Source organism: Ruegeria sp. I3, from assembly GCF_056532525.1.
In genome coordinates this window covers 39,954-53,255 of the sequence record NZ_JBQFNI010000004.1, presented here as the reverse complement: position 1 = coordinate 53,255, position 13,302 = coordinate 39,954, and the positions used below count along the sequence as shown (strand labels likewise).

Sequence of the window (13,302 nt, the reverse complement as noted above, 5' to 3'; positions counted from 1 at the left end):
TCACTCAACCGTGACGGATTTTGCCAGATTACGGGGCTGATCAACATCTGTGCCTTTGGCCACCGCCGTGTGGTAGGCTAGCAATTGCGCGGGCACCGAATAGAGAATCGGGGCAAGGCTGGTGTGCACATGTGGCATACGGATCGTGCTCCAAACTCCATCTTCTGCCTCAGCGATACCGTCATCATCCGAGACAAGGATTACCTTGCCCTTGCGCGCCATCACCTCCTGCATGTTCGAAACTGTCTTGTCGAAAACTGCGTCGCGCGGTGCCATGACAACAACCGGCATATGCTTGTCGATCAAGGCGATGGGGCCGTGCTTCAACTCACCCGAGGCATAGCCTTCGGCGTGAATATAGCTGATTTCCTTGAGTTTCAGCGCGCCTTCCATCGCCAGCGGGTACATGAGGCCACGGCCCAGGAACAGCACGTCGCGCGCTTCGGACAGGCGTTGGGCGGATTGGCGAATAGCGTCGTTCTGATCCAGCGCAGCATTCAGAACAGTCGGCAAACCGCGAAGGGCGGCCGCGTGATCGGCGATCTCTTCATCGCTAAGCGTGCCTCGATCTGCAGCGGCCTTGAGGGCAAGCATCAGCAACACGCTAAGCTGACAGGTGAACGCCTTGGTCGAGGCAACACCGATCTCGACGCCCGCATGGATCGGCAACGCCACATCGCTTTCGCGCGCAATCGAGCTTTCCGCGACATTCACGACCGAGACAATCTTGTCCGCCTTGCCTTCGCAATAGCGCAAGGCAGCAAGCGTGTCGGCGGTTTCGCCCGACTGGCTTACAAACAGCGCCAACGTCCGGTCCGAGATTGGAGGCTCACGATAGCGGAACTCGCTGGCGATATCGACTTCAACCGGCATCTTGGCCAACTGCTCGAACCAATATTTTGCCGTCAGGCAGGCATAGAATGCGGTGCCGCAAGCCACCATGGTCAGACGGTCCAGTTTGGTGAAATCCAGATCGTCACCGGGCAACACCACCTGATCGCCTCCGGTCGGAAGATACGAGCGGATCGCCTCGGCCACCACGACAGGCTGCTCGGCAATTTCCTTGGCCATATAGTGCTTGTGGCCACCTTTGTCGGCACGGGTTTGATCGATTTGAATTTGCCGAATTTCGCGGTTGGCAAGCTCTCCCGATTCGGTTCGAATCTCAAGCGAAGTGCGGGTCAGAACCGCCCGATCGCCTTCCTCAAGATAGGTGATGCGATCCGTCAGGGGGGCCAGCGCGATCGCATCAGACCCAACAAACATCTCACCATCGCCGTGACCAATTGCAAGGGGCGAGCCCTTGCGCGCCGCAACAATCAGGTCTTCTTGACCGTCGAACAGAAAGGCGAGCGCAAATGCACCTTTGAGTCGATCAATGGTTTTAAACGCGGCGTCGACCGGAGACAGCCCTTCGGACATGTAGCGTTCCGTCATCAGGGCGACGGTTTCAGTGTCGGTATCCGTCACGAAACCGACCCCATTCTCGGCCAGTTCGGCCCGCAGTTCACGATAGTTTTCAACGATGCCGTTGTGCACTACGGCGACAGGCCCGGCCTTGTGCGGATGTGCATTGTTAACCGATGGGGCACCATGGGTGGCCCAGCGTGTGTGACCGATACCGGATTTACCTGGAAGGGGGTTATGAACCAGAAGGTCGCTTAGGTTCACCAACTTGCCGACAGCCCTCCGACGGCCCAATGCTCCATCGTTCACAGTCGCGATACCGGCGCTGTCATAACCGCGATACTCAAGCCGCTTCAGTGCTTCGACCAGGATAGGGGCAGCTTCGTGACTGCCCAGAACACCAACAATTCCACACATAACTCAGGCTCCTTTGTCGCGGCGAGCCTTCTTCGCCTTCAACATTTCAAATAATTTACGCGCATAGCCGGGTTTGTTTTCCTGCTTAGAACGCGCCACGGCTAGTGCGTCTGGCTCAATATCCTTGGTCACTACGGTCCCCGTGGCGGTCATTGAGCCATCACCCAGAGTGACCGGGGCTACCAGCATCGTGTTCGATCCGATGAACACGTTTTCCCCGATGGTCGTTTTATGCTTCATCACGCCGTCATAGTTGCAGGTGATGGTTCCCGCACCAATATTTGTCGCCGCCCCGACTGAGGCATCGCCAATATAGCTGAGGTGATTCACCTTAGCGCCTTCGGCGATTTCGGCGTTCTTGATCTCGACAAAGTTGCCAATTTTGGCGTTTTCAGCCAGCTCTGTACCCGGACGCAGCCGGGCATAGGGTCCGACCACCGAACCTCGGCTGACATGGCAGCCTTCGAGATGTGAAAACGCCCGGATCGTTGCGCCGCTTTCCACGGTCACTCCGGGGCCGAAAACCACATTGGGTTCAATGACCGTGTCGCGGCCAATGACGGTATCTGCGGCCAGATACACGGTTTCAGGGGCCATCAGAGTGACCCCCAGATCCAGCAATGCAGACCGTGCTTGCACCTGAAACACCGCATCAGCCGCCGCCAGGTCAGTGCGCGAATTGATGCCCAGCGTCTGAGCTTCGTCGCAGGCAACCGCAGTTACGGACAGCCCTTGGCTGCGGGCGATCTCGACTACGTCGGTCAGATAGTATTCACCCGAGGCGTTATCATTGCCAACTGCATCGATCAGTGAGAACAAGGTCTCGGAATCGCATGCCAAAAGTCCTGAGTTACAGAAGGTTATAGTGCGCTCTTCATCTGTGGCATCCTTGAACTCGACGATCCGCTCTAGGGCGTCTCCGTTCATCACAAGGCGGCCATAACGGGCGGGGTTTGCAGCTTCGAATCCAAGAATGACCAGATCGTTTTTTGCGCGCGCTTCGATCATCCGCTGCAGGGTGTCGGGCTGTAGAAACGGGGTATCACCATAGAGGACGACCACATCCCCCTGAAAGCCCTCCAGCGCTGCACGCGCCTGCGCAACCGCGTGGGCGGTGCCAAGTTGTTCTTCCTGCACCGCAATGCTGGCGTTTTCATCTTCGGCTTCAGCCACACGCGCGACTGCTTCCGCACCGTGGCCGGTAACAATCACCGTGCGCTCGGGCGACAGGACAGCACCGGCGCGCATGGCGTGAACCAGCATTGGGGCCTGAGCGATCGGATGCAGGACTTTGGGAATATCAGAGTTCATCCTTGTGCCTTTTCCGGCGGCAAGAATGACAAGGGCAGTGCTCATGAAATCGTTTTCTCTTTTGTTTTGTCGCCGCCCGTTTTATCCGCTGTGGGCAAAGGCGCAAGCGGTTCAGCCATCAAAGAAGATTGCCGTTTGCAACACGACATGGCGGAAACCCGCCGGTTCAGGAGGTGAGCATGCGAACGGTAATCTTTGATCTGGATGGAACTTTGGCGGATACATCTGGTGATTTGCTGGCCGCTGCAAACCATTGTTTTCGCGAGATGGGTCATGGAGATGTTCTGTCGCCCGAGCTTGATGCGGCGGTATCGGTACGCGGTGCACGCTTGATGTTGTCCCACGGATTGAAGCGGGTCGGCGCCTATGATGCGGATGTTGTCGAAGCCTATTATCCGGTCTTTTTGGACGTCTATGGGCAGGCGATCGATACGCATACCTATTTCTATCCCGGTGCGCTTGAAGCCGTCGAAACACTGAAAGATGCAGGTTATGGCGTGGGGATTTGCACCAACAAGCCCGAAGGCCTGGCTGATTTGCTGCTGACCCGGATGGGTGTCCGTGATCACTTTGCTTCACTGATCGGTGCAGACACATTACCGGTGCGGAAACCCGACCCTGAACCGTTACGCGAAGCAGCGCGTCGCGCCGGAGGGCACCCTGACCACTGCGTATTGATCGGCGACTCAGATACCGACCGAAATACGGCGCGGGCTGCGGGAGTGCCGTCGGTACTGGTGACATTCGGCCCGTCGGGCGATGAGATGGCTGCGCTGGAGCCCGAGGCGTTGTTGCATCATTTTGATGATTTACCGAAACTGGTCTCCGATTTGATCGGAGCGGCGGTCTGATCCCTTGACCCGCTTAACACTCAGCATAAAAACGGATTCATGACTGAGACATTCACAGGTAATTTCACCCAGCAAGAACCCATTCCCGAAGAGGCGATCGAGGCCGCCTTGGCCGTTTTGCGCCATGGTCGTTTGCACCGCTACAATGTTGCCCCTGGCGAGTTGAGCGAGACGGCTTTGTTGGAGCAGGAATTCGCCGCCCAGATGGGAGCGAAATACTGTCTGGCGGTCTCGTCGGGTGGCTACGCTCTGGCCACAGCTCTGCGGGCGGTGGGGGTTAAGCCGGGCGATCCGGTTTTGACCAACGCGTTCACTCTGGCCCCGGTGCCCGGGGCGATCGCGTCGGTTGGGGCAGAGCCGGTCTTTGTTGGTGTGACCGAAGCCCTGACCATCGATCTGGATGATCTTGAGGCCAAGCTGGATCAGGCGAAAGTACTAATGCTTAGTCACATGCGAGGGCATCTGTGCGATATGGATCGCCTGATGCAGATGTGTGATGCGGCGGGTGTGATCGTGATCGAAGATTGCGCCCATACCATGGGTGCCGCCTGGCGCGGGCAGCTGTCTGGGCGGCAGGGGGCCATCGGATGTTACTCGTGCCAGACCTATAAACATGTCAATTCGGGCGAGGGCGGGTTGCTGATCACGGGTGATCCGGAACTGGCCGCCAAGGCTACGATGTTGTCCGGGTCTTACATGCTTTATGAACGCCATCTGGCCGCGCCTGGGCCGGAGGTGTTCGAGCAGATCAAGTACACAACCCCCAATGTCTCGGGTCGGATGGATAATTTGCGTGCAGCGATCTTACGTCCGCAGTTGCGTGATCTTGATCGGCAGGTGCAGCGTTGGAATGAACGTTATGTTGAGATTGAGCATGGCCTGCGTGAAACGCCGGGTTTGACGATGGTGGAGCGGCCTGATGCTGAGACCTATGTCGGTTCATCGATACAATTCCTGTTGCTGGACTGGACGCCCGCGCGCATTGCCGAGGTAATCCAGCGTTGCGCCGCGCGCGGGGTCGAACTGAAGTGGTTCGGGGGGGCTGAACCGTCGGGCTTTACCTCACGCTATGACAGTTGGCGTTATGCCGACAGCGCCCCGATGCCGGTCAGTGATCGGATATTGGCAGGGATCATGGATATGCGCGTTCCACTGACCTTTTCGCTGGAAGATTGTGCCCAAATTGCGCGCATTATCCGGGCTGAAGTCAGCGCTGTCTATCAATCATAGTCCAGCGGAGTGCGCTTTCAGCGCACGCTCGATTTATCTGAAAACGCCGCCCCTTGCCGGGCGGCGTTTTGCGTTGGCCTGCGTGTCGTCATTGACCAGAGGAGGAAACGCTGCTATCTGATTATTGAACGCTTGTTCATTAATGCAATCGGAGGAGCCCTGCATGTTTATGGCCACAATGCAATTCGATCTGGGCGAGGACGTGAACGCCCTGCGTGAGATGGTGCACCGCTGGGCTCAGGAACGGGTCAAGCCGATGGCGGCCGAGATCGACGCGTCCAATGCCTTTCCGAATGAGCTGTGGAAAGAAATGGGTGAGCTTGGCTTGTTGGGCGTCACAGTCCCTGAAGAATATGGCGGGGCCGGTATGTCCTATCTGGCGCATACGGTGGCAGTTGAGGAAGTGGCGCGCGCCTCGGCCTCGGTATCTTTGTCCTATGGGGCGCATTCGAACTTGTGCGTGAACCAGATCAAGCTGAACGGAACGGATGAGCAGAAGCAAAAATATCTGCCCCGTCTGATTTCGGGTGAGCATGTCGGGGCGTTGGCTATGTCCGAGCCCTCGGCTGGGTCGGATGTGGTTTCCATGAAGCTACGTGCTGAAAAGCGAAACGATCACTATCGGCTGAATGGCAACAAATACTGGATCACTAACGGGCCGGATGCAGACACTCTGGTCGTCTATGCCAAGACCGATCCGGACGCCGGGTCAAAGGGGATCACGGCTTTTCTGATCGAGAAAGAGATGACCGGGTTTTCGACTTCGCCTCATTTCGACAAGCTTGGCATGCGCGGCTCGAACACCGCTGAGTTGATCTTTGAAGATGTTGAAGTGCCGTTCGAGAATGTTCTGGGCGAAGAAGGGCGGGGTGTAGCCGTTCTGATGTCCGGTCTGGACTATGAGCGTGTGGTTCTAGCGGGAATTGGAACTGGGATCATGGCCGCCTGCTTGGATGAAGTGATGCCCTATCTGGCCGAGCGTAAGCAGTTCGGAAAACCGATCGGGAGCTTCCAGCTCATGCAAGGCAAGATCGCGGATATGTACACAGCAATGAATTCGGCGCGGGCCTATGTCTACGAAGTTGCCAAAGCATGCGACCGCGGGGATGTAACCCGTCAGGATGCTGCGGCGTGCTGCCTATATGCCTCGGAACAGGCGATGGTGCAGGCGCATCAAGCCGTTCAGGCGTTGGGTGGTGCCGGATTCCTGTCGGATTCGCCGGTCAGCCGGATTTTCCGAGATGCAAAGCTGATGGAGATCGGCGCGGGCACCAGCGAAATCCGCCGCATGCTGATTGGGCGCGAAATGATGAACGAGATGTTGTGACGGAAAACCCCGCAGTTCATTGAACCACGGGGCTTTTTGCGATTGGATCAGAAACGATGAACGTAGGACAGGCCAATCAGGAACGGGTCGATTTCGGCGGTGCCGATGTCGTTGCCGTCAAGTTTGACGTCCGAGTCGATGTCGAACCAGCGCACGTTCAGACGCACCGCGCCTTTTTCCGTGACCATGTAATCCAGACCGGCCTGCAGAGAAACGCCGAAGGAGTTGTCCAGATCGAGATCGCCCAAAGGCGAGTCTTCCTCGAAGAAGATGGTGTAGTTCAGACCGGCGCCGACATAGGGCTTCCACGCGCTATTGGTCGGGAAGTGATAGTTCAGCGACAGAGTAGGCGGAAGATGCTTGACGCTGCCCGCGTCAACGCTGCCACCGAGAGTGATGTCATGCTTGTAGGGGGTCGAGGCCAAGAGCTCGATCCCAAGATTGTCCTGAACGAAGTATTCGACGGTGAAAATCGGACGGGTGTCCGAGTCGATTTCGGCGTCGAACCCGGCCAGAGTCCCATTGTCGGATTTGGGGTCCAGATAGCCGACACCAACACCGACTGTCCAATCGCCCTGGGATTGGGCGAAGGCTGGGGCAGCCAGAGCGACAAGTGCGGTAGAAAGGGTCAAAGCGGCGAGTTTCTTTGTCATATTCGTGCCTTTGCTTGCGTTGATGCCGATGTTTTGGATGCCGCGGCGCAGAAATGCTCTGATCTGCATCAAACTCCGGAAATTGCTGAAGCGGGGAGGCTAGCTGCAACCGCTAATGAAATAAGGGAAAATCAGCATGCATCCCGCTGAGCGCATACCGGGTTTGCGCGGCGACCAAAGCTGGGCGATGCCTGATCGGCTGAACATGGCGCAGCAATGCCTGTCGCAACAATCCGATCGGGTTGCTTTGCTGGATCTGACCCGGGGCGATCCGAGCGTGGTAACATTTGGCGAACTGGAGCTTATGGTTGATGGCATCGCTCGCGCGTTGATAGCTCGGGTCCAGCCAGGAGACCGGGTTGGCGTCTTGCTCAGCCAGTCGCCGTGGTGTGCCGCCGCGCATCTGGCGATCTGGAAGATCGGCGCGATTTCGGTGCCGCTGTTCAAGCTGTTCAAGCACGATGCGCTGGCGTCGCGTGTCAGAGATGCAGGTGCGCGGATCGTTTTGACCGATGCGGAAGGGTCTGCGTTACTGGGTGAATTGGCCCAACCGCTTTTGGTTGATGAGATTAGGCAGGAAGGGGAACCGGTGCCCTTTGCTGATACCGGCCCCGAGGATCCGGCAGTCCTAATCTACACGTCCGGCACTACTGGCAGCCCCAAGGGTGCGCTGCACGGCCATCGCGTGCTGACGGGCCACCTGCCGGGCGTCTCGATCAGCCACAATCACTTGCGCGATGGGGATTGCCTGTGGACGCCAGCAGACTGGGCGTGGATCGGCGGTTTGTTCGACGTTCTGATGCCCGGGCTTGCGCTGGGCGTTCCGGTGGTCGCCACGCGGTTGGACAAATTCACCCCACAGGCCTGCGCCGATGTGATCGCGCGGGCGGGGGTGCGGAACGTCTTCTTTCCGCCGACGGCTTTACGGATGCTCAAAGCTGCGGATCAGTCGATACCGGGATTGCGGTCGGTGGCGTCCGGGGGCGAGCCTTTGGGGGCTGAGATGTTGGCTTGGGGCCAGCAGGCGTTTGGTCTGACGATCAACGAGTTTTATGGCCAGACCGAGTGTAACATGGTCGTATCCTCCTGCGCCGAGGACTTCCCCGTTTGCCCCGGCTGTATCGGTAAACCGGTGCCGGGTCATGAGGTGGCGGTAATTGACGATCATGGCCAACCGACGACGGAGGAAGGCGACGTCGCCATCCGGCGAGGATCGGCCTCAATGCTGCTGGAATACTGGAATAATCCGCAAGCAACGGCTGAGAAATTCCGAGGTGATTGGCTGATCACCGGTGACCGTGGCGTGTGGGAGGGCGATTATCTGCGCTTTGTCGGTCGTGATGATGACGTGATTACCTCGGCAGGATACCGGATTGGCCCGGCTGAGATCGAGGATTGCCTGCTGACCCATCCGTCAGTGGCAACTGTGGGCGTGGTCGGCAAGCCCGATGAGCTGCGGACCGAGATCGTGAAGGCCTATGTGGTATTGAAGCCGGGGGCTGAGGCGTCGGGCGCTGAGTTGCAGAATTGGGTTAAGGACCGTTTGGCGCAGTATTCCTATCCGCGTGAGGTGTCGTTTCTGGAAGAGTTGCCGATGACGGTGACGGGAAAGGTGATCCGGAAGGAATTGAAGGCGCGGGCTGCAGGGGAGGCAATTACATGATGCGAATTGCACTTGCTGCGATGCTAGTACCATCGCTTGTTTCCGCTCAGGGCGCTTGGGTAGACCAGTCGTATATTCAACAATGTTTTTCTCAGACGCAGCAGGGCGATAGCATGTCATCATGTCTCGGCGCAGCTGCCAATGCCTGCCAAACTATACCGGGAAATGAAACAACCCTTGGCATCACCGAGTGTATTCAAGCCGAAACCCAAATTTGGGATTCATATCTAAACGAACAGTATAAACTGCGTCGAGCAGAACTGGCTGAACAAAGTCCCGAACTTTCGGACCAGTTGCGAGAAGCTCAACGCGCATGGATCGGGTTTCGGGATGCTGAATGCGGTCTGGCCTACGGCATATGGTCTGATGGAACGATACGCTCGATTGTTGCCGCAAATTGCCTGCTGACCGAAACCGCTGAACGCGCTGTGGAATTGCGCGACTTGGGGAAGATGGAATGAAACTAAAATCCAAAGCCATACCAACCTCTGAGGGGTTTAAGGCGAACCGAGCCGCACATCTGGATGCGCTGGCACATATTGCGGATGCCGCCGAAGCGGCCCGCATGGGTGGGGGTGAGAAATCCCGGGCGCGACATGAATCGCGGGGCAAGATGCTGCCGCGTCGTCGGGTGGCGAACCTGCTCGATCCGGGTTCTCCGTTCTTGGAAATCGGCGCGACGGCGGCGCATGGGATGTATGGGGATGCCGCGCCCTGTGCTGGGGTGATCGCCGGGATTGGCCGGGTGCAAGGGCGCGAGGTCATGGTGGTGTGCAATGACGCCACAGTAAAGGGCGGCACCTATTATCCGATGACGGTCAAGAAACACCTCCGCGCGCAGGAGATTGCCGAGGAAAACCATCTGCCCTGCATCTATTTGGTCGATAGCGGCGGCGCGAACCTGCCCAATCAGGATGAGGTTTTCCCCGACCGCGATCACTTTGGCCGCATCTTCTATAATCAGGCGCGGATGAGCGCGAAGGGGATCGCTCAGATAGCCGTCGTGATGGGCTCGTGTACGGCAGGCGGGGCCTATGTGCCTGCGATGTCCGATGTCACGATCATCGTAAAAGAACAGGGCACGATCTTTCTGGCCGGACCGCCTTTGGTCAAGGCTGCGACGGGGGAGGTTGTGACAGCCGAAGATCTGGGTGGCGGCGATGTGCATACGCGCCTGTCCGGTGTGGCGGATTATCTGGCCGAGGATGATGCGCATGCGTTGGCCTTGGCTCGGCGGGCCGTCGGGTCGTTGGGGGGTGCCGAGCTGAAGCCTGGCCTACAGTTCGAAACACCGGAAGAGCCTGCCTATGATCCCGAGGAAATTTTGGGCGTAGTTCCCGCCGATCTGCGGACGCCCTATGACATCCGCGAGGTGATTGCGCGGCTGGTCGATGGCTCGCGCTTCGACGAGTTCAAACCGCGATTTGGTGAGACGCTGGTGACCGGATTCGCCCATGTCAAAGGTTGCCCGGTTGGGATCATTGCCAACAATGGCGTGCTGTTCTCGGAGGCTGCGCAGAAGGGTGCGCATTTTGTCGAACTGTGTTCGCAGCGCAAAACCCCGCTGGTCTTCCTGCAGAACATCACCGGCTTCATGGTCGGCCGCAAATACGAAAACGAAGGCATCGCGAGGCACGGGGCCAAGATGGTGACGGCGGTGGCGACGACGAGCGTTCCAAAGATCACAATGCTTGTCGGAGGGTCCTTCGGAGCTGGAAACTACGGCATGGCAGGACGCGCCTATCAGCCTCGGTTCCTGTGGACCTGGCCGAATTCGCGCATTTCCGTGATGGGGGGCGAGCAGGCTGCGGGCGTTCTTGCCACCGTCAAGCGTGACGGGATCGAACGACAGGGCGGCACATGGTCCGCCGAGGAAGAGGCTGAATTCAAGCGCCCGACGCTGGACATGTTCGAGGAGCAATCCCACCCGCTTTATGCCTCGGCCCGGCTCTGGGATGACGGCATCATCGACCCGCGCAAAAGCCGCGACGTGCTGGCCCTATCGCTGAGCGCCGCGCTAAACGCCCCGATTGAGGAGACACGTTTCGGCGTGTTCAGGATGTAAGATGAGCGTTTCATTGAATGAAGTAATGGCCCGCTACCCGGGCGCGCAGACCTTCAAGTTTGGAGACAGCGCATCGCTAAGCGCCGAGCTGCTGGCGTTGGTAAGATTAGGCCGAAAAACGGCGACATGTGGTGCTTTGCGAGACTACCCCGAAGGCAGTGCAGATATTCCGATCGTTGGGCGGCAGGATATTGCACTGGAATGGGATGATCGCCCGGCTTTGGTGATCGAAACGGTCGAGGTCTCGACCTGCCGATATTGCGATGTGACCGAAGACTTTGCGTTGGCCGAGGGTGAGAATGAAACGCTTGAGGGATGGCGCGAGGATCATCGCCGGTATTTCGAACGCAATGGCGGGTTCGATCCCGAGATGGAATTGCTGTGCGAACGCTTCCGCCTTGTCGAAGATCTGGCGGTTAAGGGGTAAGCCATGTTTAACAAAATCCTGATTGCCAACCGCGGCGAGATCGCCTGCCGGGTCATGGAAACTGCTCAGAAGATGGGCGTATCTTGTGTGGCTGTGTATTCGGATGCTGATGCATCGGCCAAGCATGCGCAAATGGCGGATGAAGCGGTGCATATTGGTGGCGCGGCCCCAGCCGAAAGCTATCTGAAGGGTGATGTGATCATACAGGCGGCGCTGGATACAGGAGCGCAGGCGATCCATCCTGGTTATGGGTTCTTGTCCGAAAACCCGGATTTTGTGGATGCAGTCGAGGCTGCAGGTCTGACCTTCATCGGGCCATCGGCGGACGCGATCCGCAAGATGGGCCTTAAGGATGCAGCCAAGGTGTTGATGGAGGACGCAGGAGTTCCCGTCGTCCCCGGCTATCATGGCGAAAATCAGGACCCCGAACATCTGGCTGGCGCGGCAGACACAATCGGTTATCCCGTTTTGATCAAGGCCGTTGCGGGTGGTGGCGGCAAGGGGATGCGGCTGGTCGAGGCGCCCGAGGAGTTCTCGGCTGCATTGGACAGCGCGCGCGGTGAGGCAAGGACGGCGTTCGGTAACGATGCTGTACTTGTCGAGAAATTCGTCGCCAAGCCCCGACATATCGAGGTGCAGGTGTTCGGCGATGGCACCCATGCGGTGCATCTGTTTGAACGCGACTGCTCGTTGCAGCGGCGACATCAGAAAGTGATCGAAGAGGCCCCAGCCCCTGGAATGACTGCCGAGATGCGTGAGGCGATGGGGCAGGCGGGCGTGCGTGCGGCTGAGGCGATTGGATACAAGGGCGCAGGGACGGTTGAGTTCATCGTCGATGCCTCGGACGGGCTACGCCCGGATCGGTTCTGGTTCATGGAGATGAACACGCGCCTGCAAGTCGAGCACCCGGTGACCGAGGCCATTACCGGCGTTGATCTGGTCGAATGGCAGTTGCGCGTAGCAGCGGGTGAAAGCCTGCCGAAGCGGCAGGGCGATTTGTCGATCCGTGGGCATTCCTTTGAGGCGAGGCTTTATGCCGAAGATGTGCCCAAAGGCTTTCTGCCTGCGACGGGTACGCTGACTCATCTACAGTTCCCGGAAGGCTGCCGTGCCGACAGTGGCGTGCGCGCCGGGGATACGATCAGCCCATGGTACGACCCTATGATTGCCAAGGTCGTGGTGCATGGCCCGACACGCGCGGTCGCTTTGGAAAATCTCCACCGGACCTTGCGCCAGACCGAGGTCGCCGGGACTGTCACAAATCTCGCCTTCCTTGGTGCTCTGACGCGTCACAGCGGGTTTGCGTCCGGCGATGTGGACACCGGGCTGATCGGGCGCGATCTTGAGGCTCTGGTAGAGGTCGCTGATACAGGTCATGCGTCAACGGTGGCTGCGGCGATGACGGCGCTGGGCCTGATAGAGACTGCCTCTGAGACAGGCTTCACCCTTTGGGGGGCATTGCACCGGGCTGTGCAGCTAATGCGCGACGGAGAGGTCATTGATTTGGACGTGCAGGTTGAAAACCCGCATCGGCAGGTTTGGACTGTTAACGGCGCGCAGGTGATTGCGCAGCGAAATGGCGGTTGGATTATTGACGGAAAGCCAATGCCCAACGTCGCCATCGCAGGATCTCAGGTCACCGTGTTCGACGACTACGGGCAGGTGTTTGACGTTATCGATCCTCTGGATCGCGATGCAAGTGCAGCGGGCGACACCAACGTGATCGAGGCGCCGATGCCCGGTTTGGTCAAGGCCGTCTTTGCCGCAGCAGGGCAAGCGGTGAAAGAGGGCGACCGGCTGGCCATTCTGGAAGCCATGAAGATGGAGCATTCTTTGTTGGCCGCCCGAGATGGGGTGGTCGCGGAAGTGCTGGCCGAGGCGGGGGCACAGGTCGAGGCCGGTGCAGCGTTGGTTCGGTTGGCCGAGGATTGATCTGTTCGGCCCGCGGATT

At 58.4% G+C, this 13,302-nt stretch carries 11 protein-coding genes; 8 read left to right on the top strand and 3 right to left on the bottom strand.

From position 1 onward, the window contains the following. Together glmS and glmU are read right to left on the bottom strand one after the other, a co-directional pair. Window positions 1-1,824, bottom strand: a complete 1,824-nt coding sequence (glmS, locus tag ACR0L9_RS12510) for a glutamine--fructose-6-phosphate transaminase (isomerizing) (protein WP_170612215.1) — start codon at window positions 1,822-1,824, stop codon at window positions 1-3. A gap of 3 nt (window positions 1,825-1,827) precedes the next feature. Beyond that, on the bottom strand, window positions 1,828-3,180 hold the full coding sequence (glmU, locus tag ACR0L9_RS12505; RefSeq protein ID WP_480895790.1) for a bifunctional UDP-N-acetylglucosamine diphosphorylase/glucosamine-1-phosphate N-acetyltransferase GlmU: 1,353 nt from the start codon (window positions 3,178-3,180) through the stop codon (window positions 1,828-1,830). A 134-nt stretch (window positions 3,181-3,314) separates the two neighbouring features. On the opposite strand from glmU, the gene ACR0L9_RS12500 reads away from it, so the two are divergent. The 3 genes from ACR0L9_RS12500 to ACR0L9_RS12490 all read left to right on the top strand — a co-directional run bounded on the left by ACR0L9_RS12500 (window position 3,315) and on the right by ACR0L9_RS12490 (window position 6,543). Further along, window positions 3,315-3,986 (top strand): HAD-IA family hydrolase, encoded by a 672-nt coding sequence (locus ACR0L9_RS12500; RefSeq protein WP_480895789.1) that lies wholly within the window; start codon window positions 3,315-3,317, stop codon window positions 3,984-3,986. Window positions 3,987-4,025: 39 nt separating this feature from the next. Continuing rightward, a complete protein-coding gene (locus ACR0L9_RS12495) occupies window positions 4,026-5,216 on the top strand; it encodes a DegT/DnrJ/EryC1/StrS family aminotransferase (protein ID WP_480895788.1) in 1,191 nt (396 codons plus the stop codon). Window positions 5,217-5,379: 163 nt separating this feature from the next. Continuing rightward, the gene (locus tag ACR0L9_RS12490; protein WP_170511223.1) at window positions 5,380-6,543 is read left to right on the top strand and encodes an isovaleryl-CoA dehydrogenase; all 1,164 of its coding nucleotides are present in this window, start codon (window positions 5,380-5,382) and stop codon (window positions 6,541-6,543) included. Window positions 6,544-6,590: 47 nt separating this feature from the next. On the opposite strand, the gene ACR0L9_RS12485 is transcribed toward ACR0L9_RS12490, so the two are convergent. Further along, on the bottom strand, window positions 6,591-7,196 hold the full coding sequence (locus ACR0L9_RS12485; RefSeq protein ID WP_170612223.1) for an OmpW family outer membrane protein: 606 nt from the start codon (window positions 7,194-7,196) through the stop codon (window positions 6,591-6,593). Window positions 7,197-7,332: 136 nt separating this feature from the next. On the opposite strand from ACR0L9_RS12485, the gene ACR0L9_RS12480 reads away from it, so the two are divergent. From ACR0L9_RS12480 to ACR0L9_RS12460, 5 genes are read left to right on the top strand one after another with little or no spacing between them, the layout of a single operon-like run. After that, window positions 7,333-8,859 carry an AMP-binding protein gene (locus ACR0L9_RS12480; protein WP_480895787.1) on the top strand — a complete coding sequence of 509 codons (1,527 nt, stop codon included), beginning with the start codon at window positions 7,333-7,335 and terminating at the stop codon, window positions 8,857-8,859. After that, window positions 8,856-9,320, top strand: coding sequence for a lysozyme inhibitor LprI family protein (locus ACR0L9_RS12475; RefSeq protein ID WP_480895786.1), 465 nt, complete (start codon window positions 8,856-8,858; stop codon window positions 9,318-9,320). Before ACR0L9_RS12480 ends, ACR0L9_RS12475 begins: the two co-directional genes overlap by 4 nt. Then, on the top strand, window positions 9,317-10,924 hold the full coding sequence (locus ACR0L9_RS12470) for a carboxyl transferase domain-containing protein (RefSeq protein ID WP_480895785.1): 1,608 nt from the start codon (window positions 9,317-9,319) through the stop codon (window positions 10,922-10,924). The genes ACR0L9_RS12475 and ACR0L9_RS12470 overlap by 4 nt, the downstream gene beginning before the upstream one ends. Before the next feature lies 1 nt (window position 10,925). Further along, window positions 10,926-11,351 carry an ASCH domain-containing protein gene (locus tag ACR0L9_RS12465; protein ID WP_480895784.1) on the top strand — a complete coding sequence of 142 codons (426 nt, stop codon included), beginning with the start codon at window positions 10,926-10,928 and terminating at the stop codon, window positions 11,349-11,351. Between the two features lie 3 nt (window positions 11,352-11,354). After that, window positions 11,355-13,283 (top strand): acetyl/propionyl/methylcrotonyl-CoA carboxylase subunit alpha, encoded by a 1,929-nt coding sequence (locus ACR0L9_RS12460; protein WP_480895783.1) that lies wholly within the window; start codon window positions 11,355-11,357, stop codon window positions 13,281-13,283. Window positions 13,284-13,302: the final 19 nt, after the last annotated feature.